The sequence below is a fragment of the Staphylococcus sp. FSL W8-0304 genome (genome assembly GCF_038006565.1).
Lineage (GTDB): Bacteria > Bacillota > Bacilli > Staphylococcales > Staphylococcaceae > Staphylococcus > Staphylococcus epidermidis.
In genome coordinates this window covers 1,770,154-1,789,165 of sequence record NZ_JBBOVL010000001.1, presented here as the reverse complement: position 1 = coordinate 1,789,165, position 19,012 = coordinate 1,770,154, and the positions used below count along the sequence as shown (strand labels likewise).

Sequence of the window (19,012 nt, the reverse complement as noted above, 5' to 3'; positions counted from 1 at the left end):
TTTTTTAATATAATAATGTGATAAGTAAGTTAAGGAGTTGTAACGAATGTTAGGAGAGCAATATACACAAATTAAGCGTCCAGCAAATCGGCTAACTGAAAAAATATTAGGTTGGTTTAGTTGGGTATTCTTACTCATATTAACTATTGTTTCAATGTTTATTGCGCTCGTATCTTTTAGTAATGATACGTCAATTGCCAATTTAGAAAACACACTTAATAATAATGAACTCGTACAACAAATTTTAGCCAATAATGATTTAAGTACAACTCAATTTGTGATTTGGTTACAAAATGGAGTTTGGGCAATTATTGTTTATTTTATTGTTTGTTTGCTCATCTCGTTTTTAGCGTTAATTTCTATGAATATAAGAATTTTGTCTGGTTTTCTTTTTTTAATAGCTGCTATAGTCACAATTCCACTTGTATTGTTGATTGTAACTCTAATCATTCCTATCCTATTCTTTATCATTGCAATGATGATGTTTGCAAGAAGAGATAGAATAGAAACAGTGCCATCTTATTATAATGATTATGATCAAACATACTATGATGAGAGAGGTTTTTATGAACCAGAGTCAAGAAATGAACATGGATATAATGATGATGTGTATGAACCTATGCACACTAAAAAGGAAGATAGAAATACAAGACGTCAATTCAATAGAAATGCTCAGCAACAAGATTCCTATAATGGTATAACTGATAATCAACCTGATGAAGATATATCTTCCAATCAACTTTATTCAGACGAATATGTAGACAATGAAGATAAATATTCTCAATTTCCAAAAAGAGCAGTTGAAAGTGAATATGCGTCTCAACAAACTGAAGATGAACCAACAGTCATGTCAAGACAAGCTAAGTACAATAAAAAATCTAAAAATACGGATTTTGAAGATGTACAACAGGAACATATGGAAGGTAATCAACTCGATGACGTAGGAGTTGTTGAACCACAAATTGATCCTAAAGAACTAAAAGCGCAAAGAAAAAGAGAAAAAGCAGAAATACGTGCTAAGAAAAAAGAAAAGAGAAAAGCATATAATAAACGTATGAAAGAACGAAGAAAAAACCAGCCAAGTGCTGTTAATCAACGACGTATGAATTATGAAGAACGTCGACAAATGATTAATAATGAACATGAAGATGCAGATAATAACTTAAACCAAGAGGAAGATTCAAAAAAAGAAAATTAATATTTATGCCTAGGACATTTATTGCTGTCCTAGGCATTTTAAAAAAATTCATCCTCTGTAACTAGATTTTATATAGGATGAATTCAATATTTTTAATTTTAGATTAACCGTATTACTTAATAAAAGTGGGGATACCTATATCGCTATTTCAAAGAAAGTGAGTTGGACTCTGGATAAATCAACTTGACACCTTAGCAACTTATTTACTTCTTAATCAATATGGGAAACGAACTTATTCGCGATAAAGATAAATTTTTAGTATGATTAAATTAACCATAGTTTTAAGAGTTAGGAGGCACATATTAATTGAATAGAAAAGTAGAAAAAAGATTAGCGTGGATTGCTAATATCTTAAGCCTATTATTTTTAATTTTTGGTATTCTATCGATATTTGTTATTAATAATGCATCAAATCAACAACAATATAATGAATTAATGAAGCAGTTTTCAGGTAATAATCAAGATATGTCATCTGAAATGTTTTTAGTTTCTCTTATTGCATCATTAGTCATTTTAGGTTTTTCAACGCTATTAGGTTTTGTTGGTGCAATGGTAATTGAAGGAAGAAAAAACCTTGCTGCTAGTTTACTCATAGCAGCGGCTATCGTAGGTTTATTTACAACTAATTTAATCGCGATGGTTTTATGGATGATTGCTGCGATTAGACTTTTTGCAAAAAAAGATAAAACATATGTAAATGAAAATGATACAGATCAACTTCGTCAAAACCATTCAAAGGACCAAAGTGATCTGAATCATCAACAAAATCAACAACAGAAAGATGTTTGGGATCCTGAACAAGAAATCAACAAACAAAAAAAGGACGATCCATATATATATTAATAGGTTTAGAATTGATATTTGACTAATAAATGTTGAATACAGTCCATAAAAATACGCCCTATCAGTAAAAATAATTGATAGGGCGTATTTTTTAATAAAGTAAGAAAGGGACTATACAACTTGAAGTTAAGTATGTGCATAAATGGCGAAAAATAATGACTTTTTTAATAAAATATAACGTCACTATCTAAATTGAATTTTATTATGTACTTTTTCAACAGTAGCTATATTTCTAATTCATCATTTCAAAATAGAGGATACTTATTCTTTGTTATTCATTTAATCATAATTCTTGAAATGTTTGAATGATAAGATATACGTTAAGTCCACTTAAGATAATTATGAGTAACCAGGAAATGATGTTAATCCATGTTTTATTCTTAAAAGTTCCCATAAGATTTTGATTACTTGTAGCTAATTGAAGCGGTATTAACGAAAATGGCAAAGCAATACTCAAAAACACTTGAGAAAAGACAAGTAATTGTTCAATTTTTTCAGTATTTCCTTTAAATACTATAAGACAAATGATAACAGGTATCACTGCTAAAGACCGAGTGATAAGACGACGTAACCAGTTTGGAATGGATAATTTAAGAAATCCTTCCATCACAATTTGGCCTGCTAACGTTCCCGTTATAGTTGAATTTTGACCAGAAGCTAAAAGGGCAACAGCAAATAAAGTACTCATAATACCGCCAAGCGATGCACCTAAAGCAGGTTCTGTTTTTAGAGCCGAATAAAGATCATAAAAACCACCCAAATCTTCAGTTTTTGTTCCAAAGAATAGCGCAGCGCCAAGTGTAAGTAATAAGCAATTGACTACAAAAGCGATGGATAGCTGTATATTAGAGTCGATGGTAGCATACTTAATCGCTTGTGCTTTTTCATGAATACTGTGTCTATCATATTTTCGCGATTGTACAATAGAAGAATGTAAATATAAGTTATGTGGCATAATAGTAGCACCTATGATACCTAGTGCAATATAAAGTATCCCTTGGTTTGTAACAATTTCTTTATGGGGCACAAAACCATTAAGCATATCCATTACTTGTGGAGAAGAAATATAAACTTCAAATACAAAAATAGCCAATACGGTAAAGATTAACGTTCCCACGATAGCTTCAATCTTTCTGAAGCCAAATTTCATGATGAATAATAATAAGAATACATCAAATACAGTGATTAATGCACCTACAATTAATGGTATACCAAAGATTAAATCTAATGCGATAGCACTTCCTATAACTTCTGCAATATCAGTAGCGATAATTGCTAATTCTGCAATAATCCAGAACATAATTGCTACAGGCTTATTTAAAAAATGACGTGTCATTTGTGCTAAATCCATACCAGTTGCTATTCCTAATCTCACAGTCATACTTTGTAACAACATAGCAGACAAGCTAGAGATTAAGATTACGAATAACAAGGTATAGCCATATTGTGCTCCTCCTTGCATGGATGTAATCCAATTTCCGGGATCCATGTAACCAACAGCGACAAGCAATCCTGGTCCTAAAAAAGCCAGAAATTTTTGACTTGCACTATCATTATGATTGAAGTTGATGGTGTTATTGATTTCATCTAAACTTCGTTGTTGTTCCTGATTGTTACTATTGATATTCAATAAAATCACCCCCATTAATATATGAGAATATATTAACCTAAATAAAATATTAGGTCAACCTAAAAATATTGGGGCAATAAAAATGCTTGAATGACTTTTCATAATTTAAATCACTCAAGCATTTTAAATTTATTGATAAAATTTTAAAAATTCATCAAAAGTTTCCTCAACAAATTTTAGGAAAGACTTATCAGATTGTAATCTTTTATCGGTAGGTGATAATGTTCTGGCAACAAAAAATTCACCTTTTTTAACATTTTTGACTCTATCGATAGCAGCATGCAACTCTTCATTACTCATATCGTTGATATAGTGCTTTTCAGATTTCATATGATCTAGAGAAACACTATAATCACTAGGTAATGATGTCAGTTTATCAAAATGTTTATCAAATATTTTCACTTTTTCTTCTTTATTTCTACCTTCGTGCATGATACCGAACATAATGAAAAGCTGATTTCTAAACAATCCGATTTGAAAGTGTGGTAACATTTTATAACCACGTTTATTAGGAGCAAAAGCTACCCATGTATCGATAGGTGGATTGACACTTCTACGTGCGTGTTTAGCTACGTGAGCATAAAATGTTTCACCTGTTTGTGTAGTAAAATATTCTTCAAAATAAGATCCTAATTGATGAAGTTGAGGTCTGACATAGTCATTAAGTGCTTCCATTCTTTGATCTAATCCTTCGACTTCAAAAGCTTTAAAATCTTTAGGTGAAAAAGTATATTGAGTCATCATATGCCTCCTTTTAATATGATTAGGAATATTGTAGCATAAACTTTTAAAGTTTATCTAAAATAAGGATGGTCATTCTCTTGATTTACGAAGTCTTTTTAAAGGTAAAATAGTGTGTATTCATATAAATTTACATAGTTATTCATGTATAATATGTAGTAATAGGAGATGATACGATGGCTTTATATGATTTTGCAAAAGGATTGATACTAGAAGCAGGAAATAAGGTAAGATTGATGATGCAAGAAGAATTAGACATTAAGACTAAATCAAATCCTAATGATTTAGTTACAAATGTGGATAAGGCGACAGAGAATTATCTATATGAAACGATTCTTCATAATTATCCAGATCATCAGGTTATTGGCGAAGAGGGGCATGGTCATAATCTCGAGTATTTAAATGGGGTTATTTGGGTTATTGATCCGATTGATGGAACGCTTAATTTTGTTCACCAAAAAGAAAATTTTGCCATCTCTATTGGTATTTATCATGATGGGAAGCCTTATGCAGGTTTTGTTTATGATGTCATGAAAGATGTTTTATATCATGCAAAGGTTGGACAGGGTGCATTTGAAAACACACATAAACTTGAAATGATTCAAAACACCGAACTTAAAAGAAGTATTATAGGTATTAATCCTAATTGGCTTACGAAACCAATACTTAGTGATATTTTTAGTTCAATAGTGAATGAGGCAAGAAGTGCACGAGCATATGGTAGTGCAGCATTAGAAATTATTAGTGTAGCGAAAGGTCAATTGGCGGCTTACGTTACACCTAGATTACAACCGTGGGATTTTGCAGGTGGATTGTTGATTTTGAACGAAGTAGGCGGGATAGGAACCAACTTATTAGGCGATAAATTAGACTTCAATCAACCGAATTCAATATTAATAGCAAATCCTAGCCTTCATCGTGAAATATTAAACCATCATTTAAATCAGCAAAGAGATACGCTTATTACACTCCATGAAAAAAGATTTGGAAAGAGATAGAAAGACGGAATCAATAGAGTTAAAGAATTATCTATTTTCTTTAAATATGAAAATTTCAAATTTCTTTGTTCTTCAAACCTTAATTTGAAGAATGTCTTATAAGGAGTTTAGAACCACTAAACATTTGATATAAGTATTGTTGAGTTATCTCTTTATAAAAAATATAAAAGCCTAGGGCATAGTTGTTGTCCTAGGCTTTCATAATGTGTAGACGGTCAATGACTGAATTGAAAATGTACTGATATGAGGGTTATTTCATAATGAATTGTAGGTCACATCAGAGAGAATTTCACTCAGTTCATTCTACGAATCATCTAGGTGAAGAATCTTTACCCGAGTGAAACGACGAATTCAAGTAAAATTCCGTCTACTCTACCTCGATTGATTATGTTCATCATAAATAACTCACTGTTATGAAAAGTGTTAGATTTAAAATTTAGTAAATCAAAAATTGATAGTGTCCAAGACTTATAATATTTGATTTAAAGATGCAAGTTCATATCAGTATTATAATTACGTTCAATAACTGTCTTTGCGTGCTTTTAATGAAATCAATATAATGATAAATAAATTTTTAAAGCCAATTGTTTTTGCGATATTTCTTTTTCACACTGAACCCAACACCAAATGTTGCAATGAGAAGTATAAATGTTAAAATCATCATTGGAACATTAGCAGCACCTAATGCGAAACTAAATAATGTTAAAAAAACGACAGCCAATATTGAGAAGATCCAGAAAATGCCTTTAGATTTTTTTTGTTGCATCCCATACCCCACCTTTTACTTATCTTTTCAATAATATATGATATAATAAAACAGTTGCAATTAAAAGTGGGAGTATACAAAAGAAAGGAATTTATAAAATGACTAATTTAAGAGAAGATGTTCGTAATATAGCGATTATTGCGCATGTCGACCATGGTAAAACAACATTAGTAGACCAGTTGCTTAAACAATCAGGTATATTTCGTGAAAACGAACATGTCGACGAGCGTGCAATGGACTCTAATGATTTAGAAAGAGAACGTGGTATTACGATTCTTGCTAAAAATACAGCGATAGATTATAAAGGTACGCGTATCAATATATTAGACACACCTGGACACGCCGATTTTGGTGGTGAAGTTGAACGTATCATGAAAATGGTTGACGGTGTAGTACTAGTGGTTGACGCATATGAAGGTACAATGCCTCAAACTCGTTTTGTTCTTAAAAAAGCTTTAGAACAAAACCTAAAACCGGTTGTAGTTGTGAATAAAATTGATAAACCAGCAGCTAGACCTGAGGGAGTTGTAGATGAAGTATTAGACTTATTCATTGAATTGGAAGCGAATGATGAGCAATTAGACTTCCCAGTTGTTTATGCTTCAGCTGTGAATGGAACAGCAAGTCTAGACTCTGAAAACCAGGACGAAAATATGCAATCCCTATATGAGACGATTATTGACTATGTACCGGCACCAGTAGATAATTCGGATGAACCATTACAATTCCAAATTGCTTTACTAGACTATAATGATTATGTTGGTCGTATAGGCGTTGGACGTGTGTTTAGAGGTAAAATGCGTGTAGGTGATAATGTATCACTAATTAAATTAGATGGTACAGTTAAGAACTTTCGTGTGACGAAAATATTTGGTTACTTTGGTCTTAAACGTGAAGAAATTGAAGAAGCACAAGCAGGAGACTTAATAGCTGTTTCAGGTATGGAAGATATTAACGTTGGTGAAACAGTTACACCACATGATCATCGTGACCCATTACCTGTGTTACGTATTGATGAACCAACCCTAGAAATGACTTTTAAAGTAAATAACTCTCCATTTGCTGGACGTGAAGGTGATTATGTAACAGCTCGACAAATTCAAGAAAGATTAGATCAACAACTTGAAACAGATGTTTCTTTAAAAGTTACACCGACTGATCAACCAGATTCATGGGTTGTTGCTGGTCGTGGTGAACTACACTTGTCTATTCTTATTGAAAACATGAGACGAGAAGGCTTTGAATTACAGGTTTCTAAACCTCAAGTTATTTTAAGAGAAATCGATGGTGTGTTAAGTGAACCTTTTGAGCGTGTACAATGTGAAGTGCCTTCTGAAAATGCCGGGGCAGTGATTGAATCATTAGGTGCACGAAAAGGTGAAATGTTAGATATGATGACAACCGACAATGGTTTGACGCGTTTAATCTTTATGGTACCTGCACGCGGTATGATTGGTTATACTACTGAATTTATGTCTATGACACGTGGTTATGGAATTATTAACCATACATTTGAAGAATTTAGGCCACGAGTTAAAGCTCAAATCGGTGGTAGACGTAATGGTGCGTTGATTTCTATGGACCAAGGTCAAGCAACTTCCTATGCGATTATTAACTTAGAAGATCGTGGTGTTAACTTTATGGAACCAGGTACTGAAGTATATGAAGGTATGATTGTTGGTGAACATAACCGTGAAAACGATTTAACAGTAAATATTACTAAAGCAAAGCATCAAACAAACGTACGTTCAGCTACTAAAGATCAAACGCAAACGATGAATCGTCCTAGAATTTTAACGTTAGAAGAAGCGTTACAATTTATTAATGATGATGAATTGGTGGAAGTAACTCCTGAAAGTATTCGCTTAAGAAAGAAAATACTTAATAAATCTGCTCGTGAAAAAGAAGCTAAAAGAGTTAAACAATTAATGCAAGACGAACAATAATTTAGTTATATAACAAATGGTGCAACCTTAATAATTTTCATTATTAAGGTTGCACCATTTATTTATGTTAGATACTTTGAAATTTTCAAATATATCATTTTAATCTCGTTTGCTTTGTTTAGGTGTATCGAGTCTACTTTTACAATCATCACACATGAAAGTGCGTATAGGATTATTTCTTAAGCGTTTAGCCTCGACTGTATGTTCATCAATAAAAACCTTAGTATCGCAAATAATACATTGAACCTTTCTCATATTAAAGCACCTCTATATGTGTGACATACTTAAATTGATGAGAGTATCCTTCCTCAGGTATATATATAAAACTATCAACGGCATTATCACTATATAAACGTTTGCCATTCCTAGAAAATTGAAAGAACAAATAAGGTAATAAGTCCATGGGTACATTGATAGAGTAATCTTTATTAGAAAGTTTTATTGTGCTAGCATTCTCCATGGGTTCAGCATTTTTGAAAAATGGTGTCATATTTATCACAAATGTCTCATCTAAAACCGAACGTTTTTTATATTTAATTTCAGAATCAAGCGTTGGTGGATTTGTTTGTCCTTCTAAAATAGCACGGTTCCATTCCTTGTTATCATCAAAGTTGATGGGTCTACTACCATCAAATACCCCACGTTCTAAATCATCAATAGTAACTTTTCTATCGTCAAATATCCAAGTCGTACTATCCAATGAAATAGGGAAATTGACTGCTCCTTTTATTTGAATCATAAATGCCCACTCCCTAAATTTTTATCTTTTATTATTTTAACACAAAATCGCTTTCATTTAATTTAAATTCGCTTGCTTTTTAACTTTCAGTAGGATAAACTTCTATTGTGAAGATATTAATTGAAACGATAGGGGGAATATGTCATGTCTAACCAATCGAAGTTAAATAGTGCGGCATATGACCAATTGAATAAAGATGCAGACAGAATATTACATCTAATTAAAGTTCAAATGGATAACTTAACTTTACCTTCTTGTCCACTTTATGAAGAGGTTTTAGATACTCAAATGTTTGGTTTACAAAAGGAAGTTGATTTCGCAGTTCAACTTGGATTAGTTGATAAAGAAGATGGTAAGCAATTAATGCTAAGACTTGAAAAAGAACTTTCTAAATTGCACGAAGCATTTACGAATGTTTAAACTTTTTATTTGTAATTAATTGTAAAAATAATGTATTCGCTAAGTTGAGAGTATGCATAATGTCTTATGTTTAAAGAAAATATTGATAGATGATTAATTGTGCGAGTCAATCATCTCATAAATGACTGAGTTGATATTAATTCTGATATCTTTCTCGGTCTTTTTTGTTATAAGCTTTAAAAGTGAAATTGATTTGAAAGCAGACTAAAAAACGCTCACTTCTCTCAAATATTGTTAAAGTAAATTTAAATCATGGATTTTAATGGTAGATGTATTTGTTTATATTTGTTTAATATATACGTTGAAGTATATAATAGATAAGAACGCTTTTTAGTAGCGATGTGTTTTACTAAGTCAACAAAGAGATAAATTTTAATCATTTAGTATTGGAAGATCTAGTATATGAAAAACTTTAAAAATATAATGCGATATATTGGAAAGACTTCTAAATTTATCGATTATCCATTGTTAATAACTTATGTTGTCCTCTGTTTGATTGGATTAGTAATGGTTTATAGCGCAAGCATGGTTGCAGCTACAAAAGGTACTTTAACCGGGGGAGTACCAGTTTCTGGTACATACTTTTACAATCGACAACTTTTATACGTTATCATGAGCTTTATTATCGTATTTTTTATGGCTTTTATTATGAATGTTAAAATATTAAAAAAACCTAATGTTCAAAAAGGTATGATGATTGGAATTTTTATACTTTTACTACTAACTTTAGTAATAGGGAAAAATATCAATGGTTCTAAAAGTTGGATTAACTTAGGATTCATGAACTTACAAGCTTCGGAGTTATTGAAGATTGCAATAATTCTATACATACCATTTATGATTGAAAAGAAGATGCCTGCGGTGAGACATAATATTAAATTAATATTAGGACCAATTTTGTTTGTTGTAACATGTTTGATACTTGTTCTTTTTCAAAAAGATGTTGGTCAAACAATGCTGATTGTAATCATATTCTTCTCAATTATTTTTTACTCAGGTATCGGTGTGCAGAATATGCTAAAATGGGGTACTTTGGTAGCTATTGGTTTTATCATCGTAGCTACATTTATGTTCATGTTAGACATGGTTCCAAGTTATTTGCAGGCACGTTTTAGTACGTTAACCAATCCATTTAGTCAAGAATCAGGTACAGGATATCATATTTCTAATTCTCTTTTGGCAATTGGTAATGGTGGGTTGTTCGGACGTGGTCTAGGAAATAGTATTATGAAGCTTGGTTATTTGCCAGAGCCACATACAGACTTCATATTTGCTATTATTTGTGAAGAGATGGGATTAATCGGTGGCTTAATCGTTTTAATTTTAGAGTACTTTATTGTATATCGTGCTTTCCAACTTGCTAATAAAACGCAATCGTATTTTTATAAATTGGTTTGCGTGGGGATAGCCAGTTATATCGGAAGCCAAACATTCGTAAATATCGGTGGTATTTCTGCCACAATTCCACTTACTGGTGTACCGTTACCATTTATTAGTTTTGGTGGTTCATCGATGATCAGTTTAAGTATAGCCATGGGATTACTGCTTATTACAGCAAAACAGATAAAACAAGATGATAAACGACTGAAACAACGTAAGGTAGATATTAAACGTCGATATAATTAATTAAATAGTATATAAAATTTATAATATCAAGTTAAGACTATAGCCCAAGATGAATGTAAATTATTCCTCTTGGGTTTTTCATATCATAATATTTGGTATAGTTAGTCACTACTCATGATCACAATTTAAGATTCTGTAAATCTGCATACTTTAACTAGCGTCATTCTTATATAGATGATAATATTAAATTATTAACATTTATAAGTTTTCTAGTAATTGACTGACAACTTAACTTACACATAGTGTAGTCAGTTTGAACTAATTTATTTAATTAAATGTTACAAATTGATAAATGATATGATTCTTTCATGAATAACTATAGAATTATTCAATCATTTGAGATAAAATTTTATTATCTAATTATTTAGAAAATTCGTAACATTCTAAGGGGTGTCTTGGCTTTTGAAACAAATAAAGAAATTACTTGTTGCTAACCGTGGTGAAATCGCTATTAGAATTTTTAGAGCGGCAGCAGAATTAAATATTAGTACAGTAGCAATTTATTCTAATGAAGATAAAAGTTCGTTACATAGATATAAAGCAGATGAATCCTATTTAGTGGGAAGTGACTTAGGACCTGCTGAAAGTTATTTGAATATCGAACGTATCATCGAAGTAGCTCTTCGCGCGGGTGTCGATGCAATTCATCCTGGGTATGGTTTTTTAAGTGAAAATGAGCAATTTGCACGCCGATGTGCTGAGGAAGGCATTAAATTTATAGGTCCGCATCTAGAACATCTAGACATGTTCGGAGATAAGGTTAAGGCAAGAACAACTGCTATTAACGCTAACTTACCTGTAATCCCAGGTACAGATGGTCCTATTGAAAGTTTTGAAGCTGCAGAACAGTTTGCTAATGAAGCAGGTTACCCACTTATGATTAAGGCCACTAGCGGTGGCGGCGGTAAAGGTATGCGAATCGTTCGTGAATCAAGCGAGTTAGAAGACGCTTTCCATCGTGCGAAATCAGAAGCCGAAAAGTCATTTGGTAATAGCGAAGTTTATATTGAAAGATATATTGATAATCCAAAGCATATAGAAGTTCAAGTTATTGGTGACGAATTCGGGAATATCATTCATTTGTATGAAAGGGATTGCTCCGTGCAAAGACGTCATCAAAAGGTCGTTGAAGTTGCACCTTCAGTAGGTCTTTCTAACAAATTAAGAGAGCGAATTTGTGATGCCGCGATTCAACTGATGAAAAATATTAAATATGTCAACGCTGGAACAGTGGAATTTTTAGTTTCTGGAGATGAATTTTTCTTCATTGAGGTTAATCCACGTGTTCAAGTTGAGCATACAATTACTGAAATGATTACTGGTATAGACATTGTAAAAACGCAAATTTTAGTTGCTGATGGAGAATCGTTATTTGGAGATAAAATCTCTATGCCACACCAAAATGAAATACAAACTTTAGGATATGCGATACAATGTCGTATAACAACTGAAGATCCTACTAATGATTTTATGCCAGATTCTGGCACAATTATTGCATATCGATCAAGTGGCGGTTTTGGAGTGAGACTTGATGCAGGTGATGGATTCCAAGGTGCAGAAATTTCACCTTACTACGATTCACTATTAGTTAAGCTTTCTACACATGCCGTTTCATTTAAACAAGCTGAAGAGAAAATGGAACGTTCATTACGCGAAATGCGAATTCGTGGTGTAAAAACGAATATTCCATTTCTCATCAATGTTATGCGTAATGATAAATTTAGAAGTGGTGATTATACAACTAAATTTATTGAAGAAACACCTGAACTTTTCGATATTGCACCGACATTGGATAGAGGTACCAAGACTTTAGAGTATATTGGTAATGTGACGATAAACGGATTTCCTAATGTAGAAAAGCGTCCAAAACCAGAATATGAATCTACCAAAATCCCAAAAATTTCTCAAAAGAAAATCAATCAGTTATCTGGAACAAAACAAATCCTTGAGCAACATGGACCAACAGGTGTTGCAAATTGGGTGAGAGAACAAGAAGATGTTTTAATTACCGATACTACATTTAGAGATGCACACCAATCTTTACTTGCAACACGAGTAAGAACAAAAGATATGATGAACATTGCATCTAAAACTGCTGAAGTGTTTAAAGATAGTTTTTCATTAGAAATGTGGGGTGGTGCAACATTTGATGTCGCTTATAATTTCTTGAAAGAGAATCCATGGGAACGTTTAGAAAGATTGCGCAAAGCCATTCCGAATGTGTTATTCCAAATGTTATTACGCGCTTCGAACGCAGTAGGTTATAAAAACTATCCTGATAACGTAATTAAGAAATTCGTTCATGAAAGTGCAAAAGCTGGTGTAGATGTTTTCCGTATTTTCGACTCATTGAACTGGGTTGATCAAATGAAAGTAGCAAATGAAGCTGTTCAAGAAGCGGGAATGGTATCTGAGGGTACAATTTGCTATACAGGTGATATTTTAAATGCTGAACGTTCTAATATTTATACTTTAGATTATTACGTTAAAATGGCTAAAGAGCTGGAAAGAGAAGGATTCCATATTTTAGCAATTAAAGATATGGCTGGTTTATTGAAACCGAAGGCAGCTTTTGAATTAATTGGTGAACTACGTGAGGCAACACATCTTCCAATTCATTTACATACACATGATACAAGTGGAAATGGATTGTTGACATATAAACAAGCCATTGATGCTGGCGTAGATATTATAGATACTGCTGTTGCATCTATGAGTGGTTTAACGAGTCAACCAAGTGCAAACTCATTATATTATGCACTAAATGGATTCCCACGTAATTTAAGAACTGATATTGATGGTTTAGAAGAATTAAGTCATTACTGGTCTGTAGTCAGACCTTACTATGCAGACTTTGAGAGTGATATCAAATCACCAAATACAGAAATTTATCAACATGAAATGCCGGGTGGCCAATATTCAAACTTAAGTCAACAAGCTAAAAGTTTAGGATTGGGTGAACGTTTTGATGAAGTCAAAGAGATGTATCGTCGTGTCAACTTCCTGTTTGGAGATCTTGTAAAAGTAACACCATCTTCAAAGGTAGTTGGAGATATGGCACTATATATGGTGCAAAATGATCTTGATGAAGATACTGTCATCAATGATGGTTATAAATTAGATTTTCCAGAATCTGTTGTGTCATTCTTTAAAGGTGATATTGGACAACCTGTCAATGGATTCAACAAGAAATTGCAAGATGTTATTTTAAAAGGACAGCAACCAATTACTGAAAGACCAGGGGAATACTTGGAGCCAGTCGATTTTGAAGCAATCCGTCAAGAATTAAGCGACATACAACAAGACGAGGTAACAGAACAAGATATAATTAGTTATGTACTTTATCCGAAGGTATATAAACAATATATTCAAACTAAAGAGCAATTTGGTAATGTATCTTTACTGGATACACCGACATTCTTATTTGGCATGCGTAATGGTGAAACAGTTGAAATCGAAATTGATACTGGTAAACGTCTAATTATTAAATTAGAAACAATCAGTGAACCAGATGAGAATGGTAAACGTACAATTTATTACGCTATGAATGGTCAAGCAAGACGTATTTATATTCAAGATGAAAATGTAAAAACGAATGCTAATGTTAAACCAAAGGCGGATAAATCAAATCCAAATCATATTGGTGCTCAAATGCCTGGTTCTGTAACTGAAGTTAAAGTGTCTGTAGGCGATGAAGTTCAAGCTAATCAACCATTATTAATCACTGAAGCAATGAAGATGGAAACGACGATTCAGGCGCCATTTGATGGAATTATTAAGCAAATAAATGTTGCTAATGGAGATGCCATTGCCACAGGAGATTTATTAGTGGAAATTGAAAAACAATCATAGTTAATATGACCATCTAGATTAGTAAGATATTTAGATGGTCTATTTTTACTTAAATATATTAAAACACGCCACTTATCTTACCGTTATGGTATTTTGAGTGGCGTGTCTTTTTAATTGTTATAAATTTATGAAAAAAATAAATTATTTTAGACTTCTCGTAGTTCTTAACATTAGTAAAATAAAGTAAGCAATCATTCCGAATAAGTATGTGATAAACAAAGCATGGAATAACGCAATAATTAAATTGACATTAGTTATGACTGATAAAGCACCTGTAATAACTTGAAGGATAACAAGTATAAATGATGCAGTATAACCATAGCGTACAGTTCGATTATCTGAATAATTCTTAATAGCGTGTATAAATGTAATCATAATCCAGATAAAAGTGATGAGGGCCATACCTCTGTGCGAGAATTGTACCCAATCATGCGCATTATGAGGAACGATATCATCAAATGGAATAGGCCAAGCACCATAAGCAAGACTTGATTTAGTATGTCTAACTAAAGCACCAGTATAAATAGTTAAGTATACTATGATAGCCATCAACCAAGTTAAGATACGTAAAGGTTTGTGAATAAATAAAATGTCAGCTTCATATTTTTTGTCAATTGAGAAAATAATTAATGTCATTAAGAAAACAGAAGAGAAACTGATAAGTGATATACCAAAATGTAGTGCTAATACATAAGGATTTTGTTGCCATATCACAGCAGCAGCACCCACAAGTGCTTGAACTAATAAAAAACCAACACTAATAATAGAGAGTGGTTTGATTTCTTTAATATATCCAATATTTTTCCAAGCTGTAATTACAAGCCATAATACAACTATAAGTGAAATGGCTGATACTGCGCGATGACTCAGTTCTATAATTGTTTGTATTGGTAAATTTTCTGGAAGTAGAGCGCCGTTACATAAAGGCCAAGACGAGCCACAACCATCTTCTGATCCTGTTTTAGTTACGAGGGCGCCACCTAATTGTACAAAGGTCATAATAATCGTAGCTAAAACACCTAACCATTTAAGGTTTTGCTTTCTAAACAATGATAAACACCCCATCATTAATTTAAAGTATTAAATTATAATATTACATAATAGAATAAAGTCATTGAAAGACTCGTTAATTGATACTTCATTTAATACGACACTTGAAGAAAAATGACTTTAAATTAATGTACATATTTTTATTTTTAACTTATTATATCAAGAATAACATTTTTAAGTGTGTCACAAAATTGACGATTTATAATGTCGTAAAAGTGTCACAATTTAATTTTATAAAACCTAGTCTTTTTATGTGATTTACTATATCATTATACTATATGAGAAATTTAAGGAGGGGAATTATGAACAAAGATCAAACTTTGTCACATACTACGGGCCGTGTATCCTTCAAAGAATTACAACAAATTATTAAAATGGGCCTTGTTCAAGGTAATTTAATACCTGCTTTTGCAGGCGCATGGCTTGCAATAGTAATGACAAACCATTCCTTCCTATCTTCCATTCCACAAATACTATTGATGCTAGTTGGCTCTACGCTTATTATGGGGGGCGCTTGTGCTTTAAATAATTATTATGATCAAGATATTGATCGCATTATGCCAAGTAAGCAAAGTAGACCAACAGTAAATGATAGAATATCTGATAGAAACTTATTAATGTTAAGTTTTGGGATGATGTTAATAGGTGAAGCATGTTTATTCTTATTAAATATACCTTCTGGTGTTTTAGGATTAATTGGTATTGTTGGATATGTATCTTACTATTCAATTTGGTCTAAGCGTCACACAACTTGGAATACTGTTGTTGGAAGTTTTCCTGGAGCTGTACCGCCATTAATTGGTTGGGTAGCTATCGATGGATCATTAAGTTTACCAGCAGTAGCACTCTTCTTAGTTGTCTTTTGTTGGCAACCCATCCATTTCTACGCTCTTGCAATTAAACGTAGTGATGAGTATGCGCTTGCAAATATTCCTATGTTACCATCAGTGAAAGGTTTCAAACGGACAAGAGTAAGCATGTTTATTTGGTTAGTGTTATTATTACCATTACCATTCTTATTATCTAATTTAGGTGTAACTTTTGTTGTTATTGCTACACTACTTAATTTAGGATGGTTAGCTTTAGGTTTTACAACGTTCAGAAAAGAATCTAATCAAACTAAATGGGCAACGCAAATGTTCATTTATTCATTGAACTACTTAGTAGTATTCTTTGCGCTCGTTGTAGTTGTTTCATTAATCAAGATGATATAAATTAACTTAAGTAAGGATGAAACTTATGAACGTACCCATTTTACCAACGATAAGTACATCGTGTATTGTTATTAGTGCGATTTTAGTCGCTATTGGTTGGACATTGATTTGGAAACGTCAAGTTCATAAGCATAAAAACATTATGCTATGGGCTGCCTTTTTCGCTTTAACATTCTTTATTATTTATGCAGCAAGAACTATTTTTATCGGTAATACAGCTTTCGGTGGACCAAGTTCTATTAAAGTTTATTACACTATTTTCTTAGTTTTCCATATCATTCTTGCAACAGTTGGTGGCGTTTTAGGCTTAATTCAAATCATTTTAGCCTTCAAAGATAAACTTCATATTCACAGAAAGATTGGGCCTTGGGCTTCAATAATTTGGTTCTTTACCGCAATTACTGGTGTTGCAGTTTATGTATTGTTATATATATTGTATCCAGGTGGAGAAACAACATCATTGCTTAAAGCTACATTAGGTCTATAAATTTTCTTTATAAGAGCCTGAGACACAAATGGTTGTCTCAGGTATTTTTATGTACTGAACGAAGATAACTTAGTTGTCAGGTTGTCATAAATTATACAATAAACAAATTTTTTATTCCTAATCATTATCTACTATTTCTACAGTTACATACATATCACATATGACTCAAATCCTATCTAAATATTTTAAATAAATTGAAGCGAGATCTGTAATCATACTGAAGTCGTTTTTTACTGATACGATATATATCTTTTCAATATTTATCTTTTAAGATGTTTGAAAATTCATTCATGTTTACTTTGGTATAAATAACGAATACAAAAGTATTTAAAATTTGTTTTATACGAATAATGATGGGAAATGTTTACACGTTTCACTTATGTTGAAAAAGGTTAGTACATTTTTGTACAATATATATAATTATTAAGAGGTGGGTGAAAGATGAAGAAGTTAATAATTAAAGTTATTGGTGTTATATTATTAGTGACATTTTTAATTTATCTCTTTTACTCACCACGTTTAAAGTTTGATGTTCTAGAGAATCCAAATAAAAATAGCAAAACGACTAAGACGGAGCAATTTAAACAGGTGAATAAGGATGCTGAGAACCCTAAACCTAAAGAAGGGATAGGGACTTGGATTGGAAAAGATATTAAAACACTAACGCATCATTATGGACAAGCTGATCGGTCTTATCCATATAAAAATGGGTTAAAAAATTATGTCTTTAAACAGAAAGATGAATATTATATTGTAAGTACTAATAAAGGAACAATCACATCAGTTTATGCCACAGGTAAAGGTGTGAAAGTGAGCCCACTTAAAATAGGTGAAAGTTCATCTCATATTTTTGAAGATACTAGTATTAATCCAGAACCAACTGTCAAAACGAAAGGTAAAACTTATAAATTTGAAATGTCTGATGAAGACTTAAAGACACAGACGTTAATTAAATATGGAGATGTTTATGCTCAAATATATTCTGATCAACAAACTAATAAAATTTTGGCAGTGAGATTTTTAGATGCAAATACATTGGCAACACTACAACCATATAAGTTAAATAGAGCAGAAGATGAGGGACAAATTAGTGAAAGTTCCGACGATAAAATTCCACATGAACAAAACCCTAATCAATTGATTACACTCTATGAAGTAACGAATAAAATGAGAGAAATGAAAAATTTAAAATCACTTAAAGTTAACAACGATATTGCTCGTATTGCTGCTATCAATCTGTATGAAGCAACGGATAAAGGATCAAACAGTGTGGAGTTTACTGAGAATGCTTTAACACAACAACTGGATGAACGCCATGTAAGTTATAAGTCAGCAAGTCAAAATGTAGGTTATGATTTTGACGATGTGCCTACACTTATTCATAGTTGGATTAATTCTGATATTCATCGCTCACGCTTGTTAAGTAATAAATATGATGAAATGGGTGGAGAAGTGATGAGTGATTATTATTCATTAATATTTGTAGAAAAGTAAAATAAATA

The 19,012-nt window shown here is 32.1% G+C and carries 16 protein-coding genes; 10 read left to right on the top strand and 6 right to left on the bottom strand.

Going from position 1 to position 19,012, the window contains the following annotated elements; translation table 11 throughout:
* Positions 1-46: 46 nt before the first annotated feature.
* Both auxB and NST35_RS08380 read left to right on the top strand, forming a co-directional pair.
* Positions 47-1,198: a lipoteichoic acid stability factor AuxB gene (gene auxB, locus NST35_RS08385; RefSeq protein ID WP_002446179.1), complete on the top strand. Its 1,152-nt coding sequence runs from the start codon at positions 47-49 to the stop codon at positions 1,196-1,198.
* 306 nt (positions 1,199-1,504) lie between these two features.
* On the top strand, positions 1,505-2,041 hold the full coding sequence (locus NST35_RS08380) for a DUF4064 domain-containing protein (RefSeq protein ID WP_002446180.1): 537 nt from the start codon (positions 1,505-1,507) through the stop codon (positions 2,039-2,041).
* Between the two features lie 283 nt (positions 2,042-2,324).
* Here NST35_RS08380 and NST35_RS08375 read toward each other — a convergent pair whose 3' ends face one another.
* Together NST35_RS08375 and NST35_RS08370 are read right to left on the bottom strand one after the other, a co-directional pair.
* Positions 2,325-3,686 (bottom strand): Nramp family divalent metal transporter, encoded by a 1,362-nt coding sequence (locus tag NST35_RS08375; protein WP_023474255.1) that lies wholly within the window; start codon positions 3,684-3,686, stop codon positions 2,325-2,327.
* Between the two features lie 114 nt (positions 3,687-3,800).
* Positions 3,801-4,412, bottom strand: a complete 612-nt coding sequence (locus NST35_RS08370) for a YktB family protein (RefSeq protein ID WP_002457440.1) — start codon at positions 4,410-4,412, stop codon at positions 3,801-3,803.
* 176 nt (positions 4,413-4,588) lie between these two features.
* On the opposite strand from NST35_RS08370, the gene NST35_RS08365 reads away from it, so the two are divergent.
* Positions 4,589-5,410, top strand: coding sequence for an inositol monophosphatase family protein (locus NST35_RS08365; protein WP_002457439.1), 822 nt, complete (start codon positions 4,589-4,591; stop codon positions 5,408-5,410).
* A gap of 574 nt (positions 5,411-5,984) precedes the next feature.
* On the opposite strand, the gene NST35_RS08360 is transcribed toward NST35_RS08365, so the two are convergent.
* Positions 5,985-6,176, bottom strand: a complete 192-nt coding sequence (locus tag NST35_RS08360; RefSeq protein WP_002446184.1) for a DUF5325 family protein — start codon at positions 6,174-6,176, stop codon at positions 5,985-5,987.
* A 98-nt stretch (positions 6,177-6,274) separates the two neighbouring features.
* On the opposite strand from NST35_RS08360, the gene typA reads away from it, so the two are divergent.
* Positions 6,275-8,122 carry a translational GTPase TypA gene (gene typA, locus NST35_RS08355; protein ID WP_002446185.1) on the top strand — a complete coding sequence of 616 codons (1,848 nt, stop codon included), beginning with the start codon at positions 6,275-6,277 and terminating at the stop codon, positions 8,120-8,122.
* Between the two features lie 99 nt (positions 8,123-8,221).
* Here the strand turns inward: typA and NST35_RS08350 are convergent, their stop codons facing one another.
* Both NST35_RS08350 and NST35_RS08345 read right to left on the bottom strand, forming a co-directional pair.
* Positions 8,222-8,377, bottom strand: coding sequence for a DUF2197 domain-containing protein (locus NST35_RS08350; RefSeq protein ID WP_002446186.1), 156 nt, complete (start codon positions 8,375-8,377; stop codon positions 8,222-8,224).
* Between the two features lies 1 nt (position 8,378).
* Complete coding sequence (locus tag NST35_RS08345) at positions 8,379-8,861, bottom strand: hypothetical protein (RefSeq protein WP_002457438.1); 483 nt, start codon at positions 8,859-8,861, stop codon at positions 8,379-8,381.
* Positions 8,862-9,005: 144 nt separating this feature from the next.
* Between NST35_RS08345 and NST35_RS08340 the strand changes: the two genes are divergently transcribed.
* The 3 genes from NST35_RS08340 to NST35_RS08330 all read left to right on the top strand — a co-directional run bounded on the left by NST35_RS08340 (position 9,006) and on the right by NST35_RS08330 (position 14,759).
* The gene (locus NST35_RS08340) at positions 9,006-9,281 is read left to right on the top strand and encodes a YlaN family protein (RefSeq protein ID WP_001830079.1); all 276 of its coding nucleotides are present in this window, start codon (positions 9,006-9,008) and stop codon (positions 9,279-9,281) included.
* A gap of 402 nt (positions 9,282-9,683) precedes the next feature.
* Positions 9,684-10,907, top strand: coding sequence for a cell division peptidoglycan polymerase FtsW (gene ftsW / locus NST35_RS08335; protein ID WP_002475923.1), 1,224 nt, complete (start codon positions 9,684-9,686; stop codon positions 10,905-10,907).
* A 402-nt stretch (positions 10,908-11,309) separates the two neighbouring features.
* Positions 11,310-14,759, top strand: coding sequence for a pyruvate carboxylase (locus tag NST35_RS08330; protein WP_002457436.1), 3,450 nt, complete (start codon positions 11,310-11,312; stop codon positions 14,757-14,759).
* A 141-nt stretch (positions 14,760-14,900) separates the two neighbouring features.
* Here NST35_RS08330 and NST35_RS08325 read toward each other — a convergent pair whose 3' ends face one another.
* Positions 14,901-15,809 carry a COX15/CtaA family protein gene (locus NST35_RS08325; RefSeq protein WP_002457435.1) on the bottom strand — a complete coding sequence of 303 codons (909 nt, stop codon included), beginning with the start codon at positions 15,807-15,809 and terminating at the stop codon, positions 14,901-14,903.
* 302 nt (positions 15,810-16,111) lie between these two features.
* Between NST35_RS08325 and cyoE the strand changes: the two genes are divergently transcribed.
* The 3 genes from cyoE to NST35_RS08310 all read left to right on the top strand — a co-directional run bounded on the left by cyoE (position 16,112) and on the right by NST35_RS08310 (position 19,004).
* Entirely contained in the window at positions 16,112-17,023 is a 912-nt protein-coding gene (cyoE, locus tag NST35_RS08320; protein WP_002457434.1) for a heme o synthase, read from the top strand.
* Positions 17,024-17,048: 25 nt separating this feature from the next.
* Positions 17,049-17,510 (top strand): DUF420 domain-containing protein, encoded by a 462-nt coding sequence (locus NST35_RS08315; RefSeq protein WP_002457433.1) that lies wholly within the window; start codon positions 17,049-17,051, stop codon positions 17,508-17,510.
* A gap of 441 nt (positions 17,511-17,951) precedes the next feature.
* A complete protein-coding gene (locus NST35_RS08310) occupies positions 17,952-19,004 on the top strand; it encodes a CAP-associated domain-containing protein (protein ID WP_002456604.1) in 1,053 nt (350 codons plus the stop codon).
* Positions 19,005-19,012: the final 8 nt, after the last annotated feature.